The sequence below is a fragment of the Paenibacillus lycopersici genome, assembly GCF_010119935.1.
Lineage (GTDB): Bacteria > Bacillota > Bacilli > Paenibacillales > Paenibacillaceae > Paenibacillus_Z > Paenibacillus_Z lycopersici.
Genome location: NZ_CP048209.1, coordinates 195,001 through 213,848, shown reverse-complemented (window position 1 = coordinate 213,848; position 18,848 = coordinate 195,001). Strand labels below are relative to the sequence as shown.

Sequence of the window (18,848 nt, the reverse complement as noted above, 5' to 3'; positions counted from 1 at the left end):
GCGGACGAGTCGGCTGACGCCTCCTCTTCATCTTAGCCCGTCTTCCCGCTGTTATTGGAACATGTGGGGCGATTGCTGCCGCGCATTCGCCATCGCCTGCTGCATATAAGGCGGCACGGTCGATGCGGCCGCGCCCGGATTAGGCTGCGCTGCGGCATAGGATTGCCCTGACGCATAAGGCTGCGGCGTCGGCCGATAGCTCTGTGCGGGCGGCGCCTGCACCTGCGCGGCTTGCTGCTGCGCCTGGTACTGCTTCGCCGCGGCCTGCTCCGCGATCTGAATCGCTCGCTTCACCATATTGCCGGCGTCCTTCGCCTTAATGCCTCCCCAGCCTTCCTTCTGGACGGTGTCGTAAAATCCAAGATCCCTGGCCAGCTCCTTCTTCAAATCCTCGCTCATCGTGCCGCCTCGTCTTCTCGTCATCCTGTTCGTCTCCTCCTTGGAATCGTCATGGTACCGTTAGTATGGATGATTAGGACGTTCTCAATTCCGGCGAAGCCGAAGCCGCAGCGGCCGTATGCGGACAAAAAAAATGCAAGCAACCCAAACGCTCTCGCGCTTGCCGTTGCCTGCATCTTAAATAGAAGCCAAACTTGCCGTTTGATTTGCTACTGTATATAGGTAATGCGTACCTGACCATCGTCGCTGTCAACCATCACTTCAACGGATTCCGTCAAAATATCGGCATAGCTGTAGGACACGCGCTTGAACGCATGCTGTTCCTGATCAAGTCTGACAATAAATACAGAAGGGTAGATTTCTTCTAATACACCGGTCCGTTCAATAGTCTTTCGACGACCACCGTTTGCACGAAGACGTATTTTGGAGCCGACGTGGGTTTCCAAACTGCGTTTAATCTCCAATAGCGCATTTTTAGCCATTGTGCACTACCACCTCTTTCCTTGTCCATTATAACCAAGGAGAGGCGATTTGTCAAAAAAATTTAATTATAACAGCGGATTTAATAAAATGTCAATATAAAAAATACTTATTTTTTCGACTCCCACTTTATTTTATCCCGACTTTTGTAACTTATACGATTGCCCTGTACAAGGCCACTGCGGCTGTTTATACGGTCGCTTTGACGCCCGTTAACGTCTGCGGTTTCGGAAGCCCCATCCGGTACTTGCCAAGCGTCTCGATACCGCCCACGCCGTCGATGCCGCTGATCGTCCCGTGGATCACGTCCGCCAGGTTGATCGTTTCCCGGATCGGCGTGTAGCTGGCTTTAATCGCGATGTACACCGGATCGAGCGCATGGATGAGCACCCGTGCCGGGGAACTGGCGAAATTCGATCCCGACTGCAGCAGGGCCTCATAATGCGATTGGCATGCGCCCGCCACGACGACCAGGCTGTCTTTGTTCTTCTCATACTCGCGCGCGATGCGGACCGCGTCGACGAAGTTCTGCGAGTTCTTGTAGGAGGTCAAGTTATGCAGGTCATTCGGCTCCCGGTTCTTCAGCACGCCGTCGTGACCCGTAATGACGATAATATCCGGCTTGATCTGCGGAAGCAGCCGCAAGACCGCCTCGGCCATCTGCGACTCGTGCACGTATAAGCCGTGGGCGGGTACGCGCATCGACGTGTATAGCTGCATGCTTTTCTTCATATAATTCAGGTCGCCGTCCAAATGCAGCACTCTGCCGGGCACCTCGAAATAAGGCTGGTTCTGATTCTGCGCGCGCAGCAGCTCCCGCTGAATGATTTGCTGCTGGCGCTCCTCCTGCATGCGCTGCGTCGATTCTCCGGCCTTCTGCCGCGCCTGCCGGATCGCGACGGGCAGATCGCCGTCCTTGACGACCGCTAAATCCGACAAGGGCGCATCCGCCAGCAGACGATAGTCCGTACCCTTCAGAATCGCCGTTTGCTGTTCAATTATCGCAACACGAAAAAGGACGTCCCCGCCATAGGATTTGCGGACGACCAGGTCCCCTTGCATCATGGGCAAATCACCTCTTCGTCTATCCTATGGGAAGACGCCCCCGATGGTGCGCTTCTTTGTCATGTTTTACGGGCATTTCCCCATGAAAGCAGCCGTTCGTTCAGCCGGGCAAACCCGCTTTGCGCAGCGCGTCGCTGAGCGCCGCGAATTCCGCCAGCGACAGCGTCTCGCCGCGGCGGGACGGGTCGATGCCGCAGCTCTCCAGCAGCGGACCCAGCCGTTCGCGGTTCGCCTTGCCGACGAAAGCGGTCAAATTGTTCGCGATCGTCTTGCGCCGCTGGGCGAAGCACGCCTGAACGGTCCGGAAGAAGAACGCTTCGTCCTCGACGTCGACGGGCGGCTTGTCGCGCAGCGCCAGCTTGATGACCGCCGAATCGACGTTCGGCTGCGGAATGAACACCGTATGCGGCACGATGCAGACGAGCTCCGGCTCGCAGTAATACTGCACGGCGACGCTCAGGCTGCCGTACTCCTTGCCGCCCGGCTTGGCGGCCATGCGCTGCGCCACTTCCTTCTGAATCATCACGACGATATTCTCGAGCGGCAGCTTCTCCTCCAGCAGCTTCATCAGAATCGGCGTCGTCACGTAGTACGGCAAGTTAGCAACGACGCTCACGCCGCCGAGACCGGCGAATTGCCGTTCCATCAGCGCGGGAAGATCAAGCTTGAGCACGTCGCCGTGCTCGATATGCACGTTCGGCGTATCCGCCAGCACGTCCCGCAGAATCGGGATCAACCGGTTGTCGATTTCAACCGCGGTGACGCGTCCCGCTTCCGAAGCCAACTGCTGCGTCAGCGCGCCGATGCCGGGGCCGATTTCGAGCGCGCCTTTCGTCTTATCGAGATTCGCCGCGCCGACGATCTTACGCAATATATTCTGATCGATCAGGAAATTCTGACCGAGACTCTTCTTGAACGTAAAGCCGTACTTGGCGATGATATCCTTCGTACGCTTGGGCGATCCGACTTCCGCCGTCGCCTTCGATCCTTCTGTCATGCCTTATAGTCTCCTTCGCTCTCCATCGTTTGCAGCGCGCGCTGAAATTCTTCCCGCGTAATCCGGAACGTCGAGCACCGTTTGTAGAACTGCTTGCCGTTGGCATAGCCGATGCCGAGCAGATTGCCCATGATCAGCCTGCGCTCCGACGCCTGCGGATGTACGAGCAGGCCGGCCTGCATGAGGTCGTCCATCGTCACTTCCGCGAGCCCGCCGGTCTCCGCGGTCGCCTCCGTCCGCAAATTCGCCAGCGCATGGCGGATCGCTTCGGGGGAAGCATTCTCCACGCCGATATCGCCTTTATAGAGCGCCTCCGACTGGGGCAAGAAGGCATGCTTGCAGCCGGGCACGCGCTGCGCGACGATTTTGCGGATCCGCTCCCCGGCATGGTCGGGATCGGTGAAGATTATGATTCCCCGCCGTTGCTGCGCCAGCTCGATACGTTTCAGTACCGCCTCGCCGATGGCGGATCCGCCCGTTTCGATCGTCTCGGCCTCTACGGCGCGTTTGATGGCCACCGTATCGTCCTTGCCTTCGACGACAATGATTTCTTTGATCATGGTAGCCTGTTTCCTTCCCTTCTAACCGTGCATTTCAACCTGACGACGAACATGCAAAAAGAAGAGGCATCGCCTCTCCTTATCATGGCATATTTAAAGCTGAATTACGATATGAATGAAGAAGAAACGGTTTCGTCGGCTCCGTTCCTGCCGCCGCTTCCGATCGTCAGATTCGAGCCGAACGCAAACCGGGATCTATAGAGACTCCGGCTTTTTCGGTCCCAGCACGTATACCGTATAGCCCCGCTTCAAGCCGAAACGGTTGGCGTACGATTCGCTTTCGAAATAAACGTCGATCTTGTTGCCCTTGACGGCACTGCCCGTGTCTTCCGCGCGGCGGAAGCCGATGCCTTCAATATAGACCCAGTAGCCGATCGGAATGACCTTCGGATCGACCGCGATCGTACGGCCTTCGGTGACCCGCGTTCCCGATGCGGTAATGCCGTACTCGGGGTGGCTCGTTCCTTTGCCCGTCGAAGCGACGCCCGCGGAATAAGCCGTGAGCGTTACGTTCTTGATCACTCTCTTCGGGCTGAACGTCACGCCGCGTTTCGTCATCGTCGACGTATTGGCGTTGGCGGACAGCGTCGTTACCTTCGGCTCCGGCTTCTTCGTCCCGATCGAGACGACTTGACTCACCGCCGGCTGCGGCGTCAATTTCTCGACGAGCGATTGGGACACGAGGACGCCGTCGGCGTACACCGTCTCATAACGCTTGACGACCTTGCCCTGCTTGCCTTGACGGACAAGCTTCTGTTTCCCGAGCGACATATTCGCATCGTTCTTCTTCACGACCGTGAACGGCACGTCATAGGACGTCTCGGAATATTTTTTGTCGATCCGGGTGACCGTGACGGTCATGTTCGGTTCCAGCGCGGCCGTTAGCGAAGGGAATACCTTGTCTTGACCGCGAACCGCTATATCTGCCTGATCGATCGCCGCCTGTACAGTTCTTTCTGTCGTGTACAACGTTCTTGTTTTGCCGTCAGCCTTTACAATAAGCGGAACCGCTTGATCGATGACGATCCGGTCGCCGTCGCTTATTCCGCCATCCAGCGGCATCGACACTTTGTCGTGTTCGCCGATCGTAATGGCTTGTTCATCCAGTAGGCGTTGAAGGACCCATTGCTTCGTCGATACGATAGTTTCCCGTCCATTCAATACTACGGAGACATGCTTATCAGCCGTTCCGTACAACAACACCAGAAACATGAAAGTCATAGCGATTGAGATCATGGCGCTTAGCACAATTAAACGCACATTCTCATGCTTCCATCGCAATGCGAAAGACATGCTGGATGATCGTTTCCCATGGGTGTCCTTAAGCTGGAGTGCTCCCACTTCTTCGGTCCTCCTTACATAGCCCCGCCGCCTTGTTATGCATGATACTAGACGCGACTATTGAGTATTAGCGTGCATAGCACGCATTTTCCGTCTTCCCCCCGGCGCCGCCTCCACGAAACACTCTATGTCGTCAGTTTGCGCATTATTCAAACAAAAAGAAGCCCGACGACAGAGGATCTGGTTCGTGGCTTCCATCGGAAAATGGCAGCATAAATTGCTTACACGAGGTTGATCTCTCTTATTGACGCTTGCGAGGTTAGCTGTCGGATTCGGGCGTGAGAGTCGCCCTATTCGCCCGGGAGGCCTTAGACCTCGATGCCCCGACGCGAAATTCACCCCAAGAAGAATTTCCATGCCTCCGCTGTCCGTAACGATACAAACAGTTTCAACATTTGGTTCCCCCGCTCTCCGAAGACCGGAGATTAAGCGATTAATTGGAAAACGAATACAGGTTGTGTTGCTCTGAAATGAATGATACAGTCTAGCGCAGCACATTGTAAAGAACTGATTAATGACGATTTTAGTGAATTTCAAGGAAATATCCGATAAAATGAAGCGATTCTCTGATCAAAAATCATTTTTTTCACCGGATTCCTCCTAAATGCTTACTTTCACTCGCATTTTCATTAGATTCCAAAACATCTCTTTGCATTCTCCGTCGTAATTTCCCCAATTTCAACTAAAGATTTGTTTAAAATTTCGGCCATCGTGCTTGCTACAAGACGGACGAAAGCGGACTCGTTGCGTTTCCCGCGATGGGGGTGAGGAGCCAGATAAGGCGCGTCGGTCTCGATCAGCAGCCGGTCCAGCGGTACCTTGGCCATGACTTCTTTCGGCACCCGTGCGTTCTGGAATGTAAGCGGTCCCCCGAAGGAAATGTAGAAATTCATATCCAGGCATTGCTTGGCCGTCTCCCAGCTGCCGGAGAAGCAATGCATCACGCCCCCGACATTGCTTGCCCCTTCCTCGCGGAGAATCCGAACGACATCCTCGTGCGCGTCCCGGTTATGGATGACGATCGGCTTGCGCTTCTCTTTGGCCAGGGCGATTTGTTGGCGGAACGCGAGCTGCTGAACGTCCTTCGGCGACGTATCCCAGTGGTAGTCGAGGCCGATTTCCCCGATGGCGACGACTTTGGGATGGTCGCAGAGCGAAGCGATCCACTCGAGATCCTCCGGCTTCATATCAATACTGTCGACGGGATGCCAGCCGACGGCGGCATAGATGAACGGGTACTTCTCGGCGAGCGCCATCGTCGTCGGAATCGTCTCCCGGTTAAACCCGACGTTAATGAGCTTATGTACGCCCTCGGCCAATGCTCGTTCTATGACCTCTTCGCGGTCTGCGTCGAATTTATGCGAGTCCAAATGCGTATGCGTGTCGATTAACATAACGTTGCGCGGATCCCCTTTCTACATTAAAGCAAATAATTCGCGTATATTCGCGGGAAGAAGCTGCGCCGATTCAAGCAGCGGTTCTTCCGGGTAATACAAGTGGTACTTTCCCTGATGGATGCCCGTGATGGAGCGGACGATATCGGAACGGCCGGAAATTTCCGACAATTGATCCTCGCCGGACAACAGCAGAATCGGCGGTTTTTCTTCTTTGCCCGCGTTCCTCGTCTTGCCCGGACGATAAACATGGTAGGGCATGTCATACGGAAAGTCAATTTCCAAGTGATAGTCCGGATGAAGGCCGATGGAGAGGATTGCGCTGCGGATGTCCTGCCACAGCTTCTCGTCGGGCCTGTCCATCGTAACGTATTTGTACAGCCTTCGATCCAGGAAACGGCGACATAGGTCGGACAGCACGGGATCCGGCTCACTGGCCCATGCCGCAAAGGCCGTCTGGACAAGCGCTTCGTCCAGCGCCAGGTAATCGCCGATATCGATCGTACCGGTAATCAGCTTCTCGAGCGGAGGCATCATCCAACTAAAGTCATAGCCACCCCCTTGAAGCTCCTTCGCTCTGCGAAAGATTTGCCTGAGTATGATTTCCGAGCTTCGCGTCACCGGGTGAAAATAAACCTGCCAATACATTTGGTACCGAGACATCAAATAGTCTTCGACGGCGTGCATGCCGCTTTCTTTGACGACGATCCGTCCCTGATGCGGCCGAAGCACCCGCAGGATCCGCTCCAAATCAAAGGTGCCGTAGTTCACCCCCGTAAAGTACGCGTCCCGCAGCAAATAGTCCATCCGGTCCGCATCCATTTGACTCGAGACAAGAGAGACGACGATCGGTTCATGATACGTTTTGCATATGACCGCGGCCACGCGCTCGGGATAGGAAGGGTCGAACGCCCGAAGCACGCGGTTGATTGCGGTGTCCTCGAGCAGAATGCGGCACGTCCAGGCTTCATGATGCGTTTCGAAGACATCTTCGATGGAATGGGAGAATGGTCCATGCCCGATATCGTGAAGCAGCGCGGCGCAGAGCGCGACGAGCTTCTCTTCTTTCGGCCAGCCGGGATACCCGCTTCGTTCGAACTGCGAAATGATTTTGCGCGTAATTTCATATACGCCGAGCGAATGGGAGAATCGGCTGTGCTCGGCCCCGTGGAAAGTCAGATACGAGGTTCCGAGCTGCCGGATGCGGCGCAGACGCTGAAATTCGCGGGTGTTGATCAAATTCCAAATCAATTGATCCTGTACATAGATGTACTTGTGAACCGGGTCCTTGAATACTTTCTCTTCAGGCAGACGATCTTTGATGGCATCTCCCGTCATTTCCCACACGCTCCAATCGTTCGTTATTTCGACATAATTGTCGAACAGTTGTCGAATTGTGTCATAATTCTATTTCCAATATGTACGAGGTTGTTGTACTATAATAAGTATAATTAAATGCCATAAAGTAGAGAACTACTGGCTGTTATCGCTCTTGTTCGCCATGGAGAGCGTGTTGACTATTATGGGAAACGTTGGTATTATTAAGACATAAATTGCTAGAATTTTGTCGAATCGTGGCGACTGTATAATATGGAAGGGGAATGATTGCAAATGATGAAGTCTACTGGTATCGTTCGGAAAGTTGATGAGCTCGGCCGTGTCGTAATTCCAATCGAATTGCGCCGTACGCTCGGCATCGGAGAGAAGGACGCCTTGGAAATTTACGTGGACGGCGAACGCATCATGCTGAAGAAATACGAGCCTGCCTGCATCTTCTGCGGCAACGCCGAGAACGTCGCTTATTTCAAAGGAAAAATCGTCTGCAACGTTTGTTTGACGGAAATGCCAACTCCGATTACAAAATAAGAGACAAATCAAAAAATATAGGTTATAATGGTATTATCGAATTTGTTAATTCTAACCTTTTTCATACTCCTTGATGCCTTCCTGGGCCAGCATGGCCAGGAAGGTCTTTTTTTTTATTTCTTCATTACTTCATTATAGACGTCCCGCTTCTGCAGCCCCCGGTCGAGCGCCGTACGTTTAATGGCCTCCTTGCGATCTCCGCTAAGCGTCTCGTAATGCGCGACATGCTCTTCTAAGCTCAACGCGGTCCACCACATGGTTTCTTCTTGCTGCGCGGCGGCGGCTTCTTCGCCGCTCAATCCTGCGATGACGATGCAGTATTCGCCAAGGGGCGGATGCTCCTCCAGCCATGCGATGCATTCCGCTATCGTCCCGCGGACGATTTCTTCATGCCGCTTGGTCAACTCCCGGACCATCGCGATTCTTCGATCGCCGAGCACCTCCAGCATGACCGGCAGCGTCTTGGCAACGCGATGCGGCGATTCATAGCAGATCAGCGTCTCTTCCTGCCGCTGCAGCTTGGTTAGCCAAGCGGCAAGCGGTTTGCGTTCGCGGGGCGGAAACCCGGCGAACAGGAATCGCTCCGTCGGCAGCCCGGAGACGATCAGCGCCGATAACGCCGCATTGGCGCCCGGGACCGGCACGACCGCAAGCTGCCGCGCCGCGGCCGCGGCCGCCAAGTCGGCCCCCGGATCGGAGATCGCCGGCATGCCGGCGTCGCTCACGAGCGCAATCGACTGCCCCGCTTCCAGCAGCCGGATCAGCTCCGGTCCGCTCGCCTCCTTATTATGCTCATGGTAGCTGACAAGCCGGTTGTTGATTTCGAAATGCGCCAGCAGCTTCCTTGTCTGCCTCGTGTCCTCGGCGGCGATCAGATCGACCTCCTTCAAGATCCGGATCGCCCGGAACGTCATGTCCTCCAGATTGCCGATCGGGGTGCCTACCAAATACAATGTACCCCCGGACTGTCCGTTTGACGCCCCGGCCGTTTGAAAGCTGTGCTGTACGATCATTTGCCTGTCTCCTTCGCAGCCGCGCTCGCTGCTTGTTCTCCATAATAGATCCGCATTAATTCCTCGTTGTACTGCCGCTGCTCATTATACACGATAAGCGGCGGAAGCATCCGCAGCTCCGGCTTGGCATCCCGGACCGCCTCGATCAGCACCATGTTCGCTTCCGATTCCGCGCTCGGATGAACGAAGCGCATCCGTTTCGGCTCGAGCTTCCATTTGCGCATCGTCTCCATGATTTCCGCGAGTCTGGCAGGCCGATGCACCATTGCAACCCGTCCGCCCGTTCGGACAAGCCGCGCGCAGGCGGCGACGATGTCGTCCAATGTGCCCTTGCGTTCATGGCGGGCCATGGCGAAATGCTCATTCTCGTTCTGGTCTCCCGTCCCGGCCGGCATGTACGGCGGATTAACCGTCACGACATCGTAGATGCCATGCCCTCTCTGCTTATGGAAGTCGCGCAAATCCCCTTCGTACACCTTGATGCGCTCTTCCAATCCATTCGCGGCAACGCTTCTGCGCGCCATATCCGCCAGCCGCGGCTGGATTTCGACGGCGTCGATCACCGCTTTCGTGCGCGTTGTCAGCAGCAGCGGAATGACTCCGTTACCGCTGCATAGATCGAGAATCCTCCCGCGCGGCGGCACCGCGGCGAACCGGGCCAGCAATACGGCGTCCATCGAGAAGCTGAACACCTCCCGGCTTTGAATAATATGCAATTGATGCGTCAACAAGTCATCCAGTCTTTCGCCTTCTGCCAATACGACGTCTTTCCCCATGTGATATGCTCCTTAATCCGATCATCTCTAATATGCAAACAAGACCCTGTGTTAGAGGGTCTTGTCAACGAACCGCGCCGTGATTCGGCCGCGTAGAGGCGTCCTATTAATCTTTATTGAGAAACGAGAGGCAGAACAAGCAATCGCCTTCCGTACGCAAATGCCCATAATACAAATTACAGATATGAAATCCTTCATGATACAGTCTTGCCAAATTATCATATCCTTGGCCGACCGCCGAAGGATCGCCCGTGATTACCGGTTCCTCGCTCGTTTCGGCTTCGTCGATCGTCTCCGGAACGATAGCCGGTTCCGGCTTGCTCGTCGCATGAACCGCCGTTTCCCGCTTTAATACTTTGCGCAGCTGACCGTTTTCTATGCTGAGCCGGTTATTCTCTTCAAGCAGCGTCTTAATCTTGTGCTTCAAGGAACCAAGCTCCGTATACAAGCTGCCCATATGCGCTTCCAAATTGCTGATTTCGCTAAAAATGTCTTTTTTCAAGTTTCCACCCCAAGGCTATGCAGCTTCGGATTTCACATGGCCGGATCCGGCCTTACTTTACGACGACATCATCAAGCGGTAGTTCCTTCGGTTTGCCGCCGACATCGAACAATTGCACATACACCGATTTGGAGCCGGCATTGATGCCCGTTACTTTGCCTTCCCCGTAAGAGGTGACGACGATTTTGCCAATGGCCGGAAGCTCCTCGCGGATGCTTTCGTAATTGTCGTGCTCGTACTTGAGGCAGCACATCAGCCGTCCGCATAAACCGGAAATTTTCGTCGGGTTCAGCGACAAATTCTGATCCTTCGCCATCTTGATCGATACCGGCTCGAAATCGCCGAGCCATGTCGAGCAGCAGAGCACGCGCCCGCACGGACCGATGCCGCCCAGCATTTTCGCTTCGTCGCGAACGCCGATCTGCCTCAGTTCGATCCGGGTGCGGAATACGCTGGCCAGATCCTTAACCAGCTCGCGGAAGTCGACCCGCCCTTCGGCCGTGAAATAAAAGATGATTTTATTGCGGTCAAACGTAAATTCGACATCGACCAGCTTCATCTTCAGCTGATGATCGCGAATCTTCTCCAGGCATGTCGCAAAGGCGTTGCGCGCCGCCGACTTGTTCTCTTCGACGATTCTCGCGTCATTGTCGCCCGCGATGCGGATGACCTTCTTCAACGGCAGGACCACGTCCGATTCACCGACTTGCTTCGGTCCTACCACGACTTTTCCGTATTCAATCCCTCTTGCCGTCTCCACGATGACATATTGCTCCTTGTCCACCTGGAAATCGACGGGGTCAAAGTAGTAGATCTTGCCCGCTTTCTTAAAACGGACACCGACGACGGTATACAAGTATTCAACCCTCCTGTACGCGGATGAGCAGCTGCTCAAGCGCCAATTGCGCCGAAACGTGCGCACGGATGCGTTTGCCCGCTTCCAGCGTGTACTCCATGCATGCCACCCAGCCCTCGGCCGGACGCGCATAGGCATGTTTGCCAATCCAATCAAGCTGATCTATAAAAACGAGCGACTCATGTCTTCCGGCTTGAAAATGAATCATATCTTTGTACCACAGCATCAACAATGACAAAAGAAGCTGCGGCTGTTCACCAAGCTCCGTCTTCATGATTTGCTGCAAGGACATCATCGCCGCGGTGAACCGGTTCAGACTGTCCTTTCCCAATTGTATCACTACGTTTCTCATTTCTGCAAACCCATTCTGCTGGATAAGCGCCCTGCACGCATCAAGGCCGGAAGCCAGATGCACGGCGGCGCGGACTGGCAGCTGGGGCAAGCCCTCATTCACGAGCGCCTGCAGCATCTCCTGCGGGGCAAGCGGCATGAACGGAACAAGCTGCGTACGCGAGCGGATCGTCGGCAGCATCGCTTGTCCGTTCTCGGTCAGCAGCATCGCCACGACGGGCGAGCCCGGCTCCTCCAGAAACTTGAGCAGGCTGTTGGCCGCCTGCAGCGTCATCGTCTCCGCCCGCTGCATAATGTAGATTTTTCGGGCGCTGCCCGTATTCCGATAAGCGAACTCTCGCTGAAGCTCGCGAATTTGGTCGATTTTAATGGAACTGCCATCCGGCTCGACGATGTGCAGATCCGGTTGGTTGCCATGCTCGAATTTCCGGCATTCCAGGCAGCGGCCGCACGCATCGTCCCCGCTCTCGGTGCAGAACAGCGCCTTCGCGAAAGCCATGGCCATCTGCAAGCGTCCGCTTCCCGCCGGCCCGCTGAATAAGTAGGCATGCGATACTTTGCCGCTCGTCAGCGCGTACTGCAAGATCCGTTTCGCCTTCGGTTGTCCGGCAACCTCTGCAATGCTCATTACGCCATATCCTTTCTGTCAGGTGAACCCGGTGCCGCCGCCCATTGATCAGCGCAGCGCGATTCTACTTGCTTGATTTGAAAAAGAAGCGGCTTTCGCCGCTTTCCGTTAGAAAAATAAATTGATCAGCATGCCGCGAATATCGCCCACCGATTGAAGGAGCTGCAATCGCCCTTCTTCGCTTTCCAGCAGCTCGTCGCCCATGGCGACAAGCGAGGCGTCGATTTCGTCCAGCAGCTTATATCGTTTCGTGCGGCCGCGCCGGTCGAAACCGCGCGACTCTCGCAAGCCCACGCCCCGTCTGACGGTATCCTCGAGAAACTTCTTGACCATTTGACGATAGAGCTTCAGCTCCCTGACCGTCATCGAGCGCGCCAAGCGCTCCCCTTGATTATGAATATCGTTCAGCTTCTCCTGAAGCTGCTCGATCGTCCGCTGTTCGTCCTGAACATTCATAACGTCCGCGAAGCTTCTGACCGCAGCGGGCCTTGCGCCGGAATCCGGGCGCGAACGATCGGCGCCCAGAGGCCGCCAGCCGGGATTGATCTTCATCGTATGCTCACGCCCAATCAGAAATGTTCGAACCGTTCGACAGGAACGACGAATACCGCCGCGCCGCCAACCTGTACCTCGACGGGGAACGGAATATAGGAATCGGTGGTGCTTCCCATCGGAGAAACCGGAGAAACAAGCTGATCGCGAACTTTACAATTGGCACGGATCACATTCAACACTTCATGAACGCGCTCATCCTCGATCCCGATGATAAAGGTCGTATTGCCTGCGCGCAGGAACCCGCCCGTACTCGCGAGCTTCGTCGCCCGGAATCCCTCTCTTACGAGTGCATTTGACAGTCGATTGCTGTCCTTATCTTGAACGATCGCAATAACTAATTTCATCCTAATCCCTCCTATTATACTTCCAGCTGGAAGAACCGCTGCCGCCTTCGCCCGGCGGCGAGGCATGCCTTATTCCGAAACAATCGCAATGCAATTATGATTCCTCTATATATTATTTGACATGGATTGTAAAAAATCCTTCATAACCGCGCATTTAGTATCGAAAGAACATCGTTTAGGACGGATTCGGGCGCTTGCTCCGCATCGATTCGGACGATCCTTCCGGGATCGGACTCATGGAGCTGCCGGTAGCCTTCTCTTACCGCCTCATGGAAGGCAAACCCCTCCAGATCAAGCCGGTTCACTTCCCGCCCGTCACCCGCATGGACGCGTGCCAATCCGACCTCGGGCGAAATATCCAGCCAGAACGTCAATGCCGGCATATGATCGCCGATGGCGAATGCATTGACGGCACGGATTTCATCGATGCCCAGCCCGCGCGCATACCCTTGATAGGCCAGGCTGCTGTCGATAAACCGATCGCAGATGACGATCGCCCCTCTCGCGAGCGCGGGGATCACTCTCTCCGCCAAATGCTGGCGCCGCGCCGCCGCATAGAGCAAAGCTTCGGTGCGCGGATCCATCGCGGTATGGTTCCGGTCCAGCAGAATCCCGCGAATCTGCTCCGCGATCGGAATGCCGCCCGGTTCTCTTGTCGTCAGCACATCCCTGCCTTGACAACGAAGCGTTTTGGCGAGCTCGTCGATCAATGTCGTTTTTCCTGCACCTTCGCCGCCTTCAAACGTTACAAACAAACCTTTATCCAATTGCCGTACTCCTCTGTCTGTTAGTACCCTAATCATATCAGAGCCAACCAATCGCGTAAATCCGCTATGCTTCTGCAATAACGGCTATCGTTCGCATCGCCGAATCGGCAGCGCCCTGACATCTGGCCCCGTCGGCGACGAGCCGTTCAATAATCGCGATGACATCGGCGGATATCCGTTCGCCTTCATACAACAAAGGAATGCCTGGCGGATACGGGATTACGGCTTCCGCCGCATATCTTCCCTCCGCTTCTTCCAGAAGGATGCGCTCCGTACCTGTGCCTCTGCAGGAATGGGCGCCATGCCTGTTGAATCTGACAGGCTCCGATATCCGGGATCGCGCTGTCGAATGCTGCGCCGCCTCGTCTATCGGAACTAACGTTTCATTAGCATTGTCATTCGCGTCATCCAGGATGGCCAGCAGGGCATGCTTCAGTCTATCCACGTCTTCGAATGTCGCCGCCATTCCGAAGAGCAGGACGACATAGCTGGAATCGGCCAGTTCCGCATAACAGCCGTGAGCCTCCAGCCGCTTCTGCAGCTCGAACCCCGTCCGTTTGCCTGCCGCGTCGCATAGCGCGATGCGGAGCGGATCGACACGCACCCCATCCGCCGTTGACGCAGCAATACGGTAACCGCCCTGCTCCTGCATCCATGCCCGGAAGACAGCGGCAGCGGCCAAACCTCGTTCAAACATCCCTGGACCATGCATATCGATCATTGCCCGGGTAATATCAAGCGAGGCGAGGATCGGGTACGAAGGACTGGAGCTTTGGATCATGCGCAGCGCTTCGGCAACGGCCTGCCGCGGAATCCGCTCGCCTTGCAGATGCAGCATCGCCCCCATCGTAAGCGCCTGCAGCGTCTTATGCGTCGACTGAACGACCGCATCCGCGCCCGCCCGAACGGCCGATTGCGGAAATGCCGGATGGAGCCCGTAATGGGCGCCGTGCGCTTCATCGACAAGCAGCATTTTGCCGTAACGGTGTACAAGATCGGCGTAGGGCTCAAGCCGGGCATGAAGCCCATAGTAGCTTGGGTTGGTTAAGAAGACGGCCTTCGCCTCCGGATATCGCTGCAAGGCCTGCTCCACGAGCGCAAGCGAAGGGACAACGTCCAGACCGTTCGCCGCATCGCGTTCCGGCATCAGGAACACCGCCCTGGCCCCAGCCAGCTTCAATCCGTTCAGCACGGATTTGTGCGCATTGCGCTGGACGATCATCAGATCGTCGGGCTCGCATACCGCAAGCAGCATCGCCAAGTTGCCGGCCGTGCTTCCGCCCACCAGGAAGAACGTCTGCTCCGCCCCGAACGAAGCGGCAGCTAGGCGCTGCGCTTCATCGATGACACCCGACGGTGCGTGAAGATCATCGGTCATCGACAGTTCCGTGACGTCGATGTTCATTACGTTCGTTAAGGCTTGGAGGGCCTGCAGCGGAACGCCGTCATGGGCCATAACCGATTGCCCGTATTTGTGACCCGGAACGTGGAAGCTAACGGGATTCGCCGCATGAAGCCTAGTCAGTGTATCGAACAATGGGGCATGCCAGGTTTTGTTGGTTTTTCGTTGGCGCAATGCTATATTCCTCCGGTTCCATCGCATTTCTATCCTTCCATCATAATGGATTCGGAGACCGACATAAACCCTTGCCACGGGCGTATACAAAATAATCCCGAACTCTCCCGCATGACATGCTTGACGAGAAAATCAAGGATTAACGGCGGCCGGCTATCGGCAGTTAGGCGTTATTTTGAAGCCAGATGCGTCTAAGCTGATGAATGAAAAAAGGGTATTTCTCATCCTGTACGTCCGTCTGCACCATCTCAATCTCGCAAGTATCGCAAATAAAACCATCGATGATCCGTATGCCTTCCTGCTTCGCGATTCCGCAAATCATGCATACGCTGACCGGAGATTCTTCCGTCATTTCGCTTCACCTCACCCATGGGCAAATAAGTCATTGCTTCTAGTATGCCACAAAGTCTAGCAACCTATACGACTTTCATAGCCCATTTCAAATAGTAATACAGTTTATGTCGAAACGCCCAGATCGGTGACTGAATGCTTGTACTTCTTTGGGAAGGAAGTCTACATAATCCCGCTCTAAAATCCGATACATGGTGTACAAGGTGATACGGCGCGACACAGGCGCATTCATTGCAGTTGCAGGCAGAAGGGACGGAGAAATGATCTATGCGGGGAACGCTCGCCGAGCAAGCACAAGCAACGATTTATCAATACCATCTAATGAAGAAGGTCGTCGTGCGCGGTGAGCTCTACCGCAGTTATCTGTGCGCGATAGTGATCCTTGCCGCTTTCCTCGTCCTCATGTATCGGCTTGAGGGCGTGAAAGCATTCGGCATCGGCATCCTCTGCAGCCAATTCATTCACTTCATTATTATCCGCTTGACGCTCATCCGTGTCGATGAACCCGATTATAGACGGTGGGGCTGGCGGGTATTAGGCATATGGATCGGTTATATTCCGGTAGCCTATATCGAACTAGGGCTGTTCCGCCGCGTGCACCGTCATATCTTCTGGCTGGGCATTTGTGCGATCGCCGTATTGTATCCGTGGACGAATGAAGCAACCATGATCAGCCTGATGATGTGCCACTTCTGGTTCCTTGCGCCAAGGCTTGTCACCCTGACAAGACTGCGGAAGTCCAAACGGGATGGCGTGATCAAGATCACGGCCAACGAAGTCAGCTACTATCATCGCTAATGCGCTCCATCGAGCGCAGATGACGGCAGTTGACTTTTTTCACGTGGAACAATTTGAAGAACAACAATGGATGAAATAAACAACAAAAAACCGACTGCAATCATGCAGTCGGTTCATCGTGCTTGGCAACGTCCTACTCTCCCAGGACCCTGCGGTCCAAGTACCATCGGCGCTGAAGGGCTTAACGGTCGTGTTCGGGATGGGTACGCGTGGTTCCCCTTCGCCATCGCCACCAAACGGGCGTCTTCCTTGTCGGAATGCGCGATGTAACTCAGAGCTTTACACCCTGAAAACTGGATACGAACCTTTGCGAAGGTCTTTCATTAGCTGAAGAGCATGCATGTTGGATAAGCCCTCGACCGATTAGTATTCGTCAGCTCCACGCATTGCTGCGCTTCCACCTCGAACCTATCAACCTCGTCGTCTTCAAGGGGTCTTACGTACTGGGAAATCTCATCTTGAGGGGGGCTTCACGCTTAGATGCTTTCAGCGCTTATCCCGTCCGCACTTGGCTACCCAGCGGTGCTCCTGGCGGAACAACTGGTACACCAGCGGTGCGTCCATCCCGGTCCTCTCGTACTAAGGACAGCTCCTCTCAAATTTCCTACGCCCACGACAGATAGGGACCGAACTGTCTCACGACGTTCTGAACCCAGCTCGCGTACCGCTTTAATGGGCGAACAGCCCAACCCTTGGGACCTACTTCAGCCCCAGGATGCGATGAGCCGACATCGAGGTGCCAAACCTCCCCGTCGATGTGGACTCTTGGGGGAGATAAGCCTGTTATCCCCAGGGTAGCTTTTATCCGTTGAGCGATGGCCCTTCCATGCGGTACCACCGGATCACTAAGCCCGACTTTCGTCCCTGCTCGACTTGTAGGTCTCGCAGTCAAGCTCCCTTATGCCTTTGCACGCTTCGAATGATTTCCAACCATTCTGAGGGAACCTTTGGGCGCCTCCGTTACATTTTAGGAGGCGACCGCCCCAGTCAAACTGCCCACCTGACACGGTCCCTGTACCGGATCACGGTACCAGGTTAGAACTCCGATACGATCAGGGTGGTATCCCAACGATGCCTCCACCGAAGCTGGCGCTCCGGCTTCCTAGGCTCCCACCTATCCTGTACAGATCGTACCAAAGTCCAATATCAAGCTGCAGTAAAGCTCCATGGGGTCTTTCCGTCTTGTCGCGGGTAACCTGCATCTTCACAGGTATTAAAATTTCACCGGATCTCTCGTTGAGACAGCGCCCAAGTCGTTACGCCATTCGTGCGGGTCAGAATTTACCTGACAAGGAATTTCGCTACCTTAGGACCGTTATAGTTACGGCCGCCGTTTACTGGGGCTTCGGTTCATAGCTTCGGGTTGCCCCTAACCACTCCCCTTAACCTTCCAGCACCGGGCAGGCGTCAGCCCGTATACTTCGCCTTACGGCTTCGCACAGACCTGTGTTTTTGCTAAACAGTCGCTTGGGCCTTTTCACTGCGGCCCCCTCGGGCTATTCACCCTACCGAGGCACCCCTTCTCCCGAAGTTACGGGGTCATTTTGCCGAGTTCCTTAACGAGAGTTCTTCCGAGCGCCTTAGCATACTCTGCTCGCCTACCTGTGTCGGTTTGCGGTACGGGCACCTTCACCTGGCTAGAGGCTTTTCTTGGCAGCCTGAACGCATGACCTTCGCTACTGCAATTTTCGCTCCCCATCACAGCCCAGCCTTACGATGCGCGGATTTGCCTACGCACCAGCCTCACTGCTTGGACGGGCATCCATCAGCCCGCGTCACTATCCTTCTGCGTCACCCCATTGCTCGTAACGGCTTACGGTGGTACAGGAATATCAACCTGTTGTCCTTCGACTACGCCTTTCGGCCTCGCCTTAGGTCCCGACTTACCCTGAGCGGACGAACCTTCCTCAGGAACCCTTAGGCTTACGGCGGACAAGATTCTCACTTGTCTTTTCGTTACTCATACCGGCATTCTCACTCGTGTATTGTCCACCAGTCCTTACGGTCTGACTTCAACCTATACACGACGCTCCCCTACCCCTGATGCAAAGCATCAAGCCATAGCTTCGGTGGTGTGTTTAGCCCCGTTACATTTTCGGCGCAGAGTCACTCGACCAGTGAGCTATTACGCACTCTTTAAATGGTGGCTGCTTCTAAGCCAACATCCTGGTTGTCTTTGCAACTCCACATCCTTTCCCACTTAACACACACTTGGGGACCTTAGCTGAT

19 protein-coding genes, 2 rRNA genes, 1 pseudogene and 1 riboswitch (1 of these 23 running past the window's edge) are annotated in these 18,848 nt (G+C 55.0%); of the genes and pseudogenes, 2 read left to right on the top strand and 20 right to left on the bottom strand.

Going from position 1 to position 18,848, the window contains the following annotated elements; all coding sequences use genetic code 11:
- Positions 1-249 precede the first annotated feature (249 nt).
- From GXP70_RS00950 to GXP70_RS00915, 8 genes and pseudogenes are all read right to left on the bottom strand, one after another.
- Positions 250-423 (bottom strand): annotated as a pseudogene (locus GXP70_RS00950) (small, acid-soluble spore protein, alpha/beta type); the annotation flags it as partial.
- A 185-nt stretch (positions 424-608) separates the two neighbouring features.
- Positions 609-881 carry a biofilm formation stimulator Veg gene (veg, locus tag GXP70_RS00945; RefSeq protein ID WP_090648920.1) on the bottom strand — a complete coding sequence of 91 codons (273 nt, stop codon included), beginning with the start codon at positions 879-881 and terminating at the stop codon, positions 609-611.
- A gap of 187 nt (positions 882-1,068) precedes the next feature.
- On the bottom strand, positions 1,069-1,944 hold the full coding sequence (yabG, locus tag GXP70_RS00940; RefSeq protein WP_162354756.1) for a sporulation peptidase YabG: 876 nt from the start codon (positions 1,942-1,944) through the stop codon (positions 1,069-1,071).
- A 100-nt stretch (positions 1,945-2,044) separates the two neighbouring features.
- Entirely contained in the window at positions 2,045-2,941 is an 897-nt protein-coding gene (rsmA, locus tag GXP70_RS00935) for a 16S rRNA (adenine(1518)-N(6)/adenine(1519)-N(6))-dimethyltransferase RsmA (protein ID WP_162354755.1), read from the bottom strand.
- Entirely contained in the window at positions 2,938-3,501 is a 564-nt protein-coding gene (gene rnmV / locus GXP70_RS00930) for a ribonuclease M5 (RefSeq protein ID WP_162354754.1), read from the bottom strand. The genes rsmA and rnmV overlap by 4 nt, the downstream gene beginning before the upstream one ends.
- Before the next feature lie 195 nt (positions 3,502-3,696).
- Positions 3,697-4,662 carry a resuscitation-promoting factor gene (locus GXP70_RS00925; RefSeq protein ID WP_318652400.1) on the bottom strand — a complete coding sequence of 322 codons (966 nt, stop codon included), beginning with the start codon at positions 4,660-4,662 and terminating at the stop codon, positions 3,697-3,699.
- A 413-nt stretch (positions 4,663-5,075) separates the two neighbouring features.
- Positions 5,076-5,284: riboswitch (cyclic di-AMP (ydaO/yuaA leader) on the bottom strand.
- A 187-nt stretch (positions 5,285-5,471) separates the two neighbouring features.
- The gene (locus GXP70_RS00920) at positions 5,472-6,236 is read right to left on the bottom strand and encodes a TatD family hydrolase (RefSeq protein ID WP_162354752.1); all 765 of its coding nucleotides are present in this window, start codon (positions 6,234-6,236) and stop codon (positions 5,472-5,474) included.
- Between the two features lie 21 nt (positions 6,237-6,257).
- On the bottom strand, positions 6,258-7,559 hold the full coding sequence (locus GXP70_RS00915; protein WP_162360242.1) for an HD domain-containing protein: 1,302 nt from the start codon (positions 7,557-7,559) through the stop codon (positions 6,258-6,260).
- Between the two features lie 288 nt (positions 7,560-7,847).
- Between GXP70_RS00915 and GXP70_RS00910 the strand changes: the two genes are divergently transcribed.
- The gene (locus GXP70_RS00910) at positions 7,848-8,102 is read left to right on the top strand and encodes an AbrB/MazE/SpoVT family DNA-binding domain-containing protein (RefSeq protein ID WP_161705218.1); all 255 of its coding nucleotides are present in this window, start codon (positions 7,848-7,850) and stop codon (positions 8,100-8,102) included.
- A 113-nt stretch (positions 8,103-8,215) separates the two neighbouring features.
- Here the strand turns inward: GXP70_RS00910 and rsmI are convergent, their stop codons facing one another.
- The 10 genes from rsmI to GXP70_RS00860 all read right to left on the bottom strand — a co-directional run bounded on the left by rsmI (position 8,216) and on the right by GXP70_RS00860 (position 15,822).
- A complete protein-coding gene (gene rsmI, locus GXP70_RS00905) occupies positions 8,216-9,115 on the bottom strand; it encodes a 16S rRNA (cytidine(1402)-2'-O)-methyltransferase (protein ID WP_162354751.1) in 900 nt (299 codons plus the stop codon).
- Positions 9,112-9,891, bottom strand: coding sequence for a tRNA1(Val) (adenine(37)-N6)-methyltransferase (locus GXP70_RS00900; RefSeq protein WP_162354750.1), 780 nt, complete (start codon positions 9,889-9,891; stop codon positions 9,112-9,114). The genes rsmI and GXP70_RS00900 overlap by 4 nt, the downstream gene beginning before the upstream one ends.
- Before the next feature lie 106 nt (positions 9,892-9,997).
- Complete coding sequence (locus GXP70_RS00895) at positions 9,998-10,348, bottom strand: initiation-control protein YabA (protein ID WP_162360241.1); 351 nt, start codon at positions 10,346-10,348, stop codon at positions 9,998-10,000.
- Between the two features lie 97 nt (positions 10,349-10,445).
- The gene (locus GXP70_RS00890) at positions 10,446-11,249 is read right to left on the bottom strand and encodes a PSP1 domain-containing protein (protein WP_162354749.1); all 804 of its coding nucleotides are present in this window, start codon (positions 11,247-11,249) and stop codon (positions 10,446-10,448) included.
- Positions 11,250-11,253: 4 nt separating this feature from the next.
- Complete coding sequence (holB, locus tag GXP70_RS00885) at positions 11,254-12,228, bottom strand: DNA polymerase III subunit delta' (protein WP_162354748.1); 975 nt, start codon at positions 12,226-12,228, stop codon at positions 11,254-11,256.
- 108 nt (positions 12,229-12,336) lie between these two features.
- On the bottom strand, positions 12,337-12,780 hold the full coding sequence (locus tag GXP70_RS00880; RefSeq protein ID WP_162354747.1) for a YaaR family protein: 444 nt from the start codon (positions 12,778-12,780) through the stop codon (positions 12,337-12,339).
- A 17-nt stretch (positions 12,781-12,797) separates the two neighbouring features.
- The gene (locus tag GXP70_RS00875; protein ID WP_162354746.1) at positions 12,798-13,127 is read right to left on the bottom strand and encodes a cyclic-di-AMP receptor; all 330 of its coding nucleotides are present in this window, start codon (positions 13,125-13,127) and stop codon (positions 12,798-12,800) included.
- Positions 13,128-13,267: 140 nt separating this feature from the next.
- Positions 13,268-13,930 carry a dTMP kinase gene (tmk, locus tag GXP70_RS00870; protein WP_162354745.1) on the bottom strand — a complete coding sequence of 221 codons (663 nt, stop codon included), beginning with the start codon at positions 13,928-13,930 and terminating at the stop codon, positions 13,268-13,270.
- A 28-nt stretch (positions 13,931-13,958) separates the two neighbouring features.
- A complete protein-coding gene (locus GXP70_RS00865; protein ID WP_162354744.1) occupies positions 13,959-15,470 on the bottom strand; it encodes an aminotransferase class I/II-fold pyridoxal phosphate-dependent enzyme in 1,512 nt (503 codons plus the stop codon).
- A gap of 163 nt (positions 15,471-15,633) precedes the next feature.
- On the bottom strand, positions 15,634-15,822 hold the full coding sequence (locus GXP70_RS00860) for a sigma factor G inhibitor Gin (RefSeq protein ID WP_162354743.1): 189 nt from the start codon (positions 15,820-15,822) through the stop codon (positions 15,634-15,636).
- A 266-nt stretch (positions 15,823-16,088) separates the two neighbouring features.
- Here GXP70_RS00860 and GXP70_RS00855 point away from each other — a divergent pair, with 266 nt between their 5' ends.
- The gene (locus GXP70_RS00855) at positions 16,089-16,619 is read left to right on the top strand and encodes a transposase (protein WP_162354742.1); all 531 of its coding nucleotides are present in this window, start codon (positions 16,089-16,091) and stop codon (positions 16,617-16,619) included.
- 120 nt (positions 16,620-16,739) lie between these two features.
- Here the strand turns inward: GXP70_RS00855 and rrf are convergent.
- A 5S ribosomal RNA gene (gene rrf / locus GXP70_RS00850) occupies positions 16,740-16,856 on the bottom strand.
- A 106-nt stretch (positions 16,857-16,962) separates the two neighbouring features.
- Positions 16,963-18,848, bottom strand: a 23S ribosomal RNA gene (locus GXP70_RS00845); it runs 1,040 nt beyond the window's last position.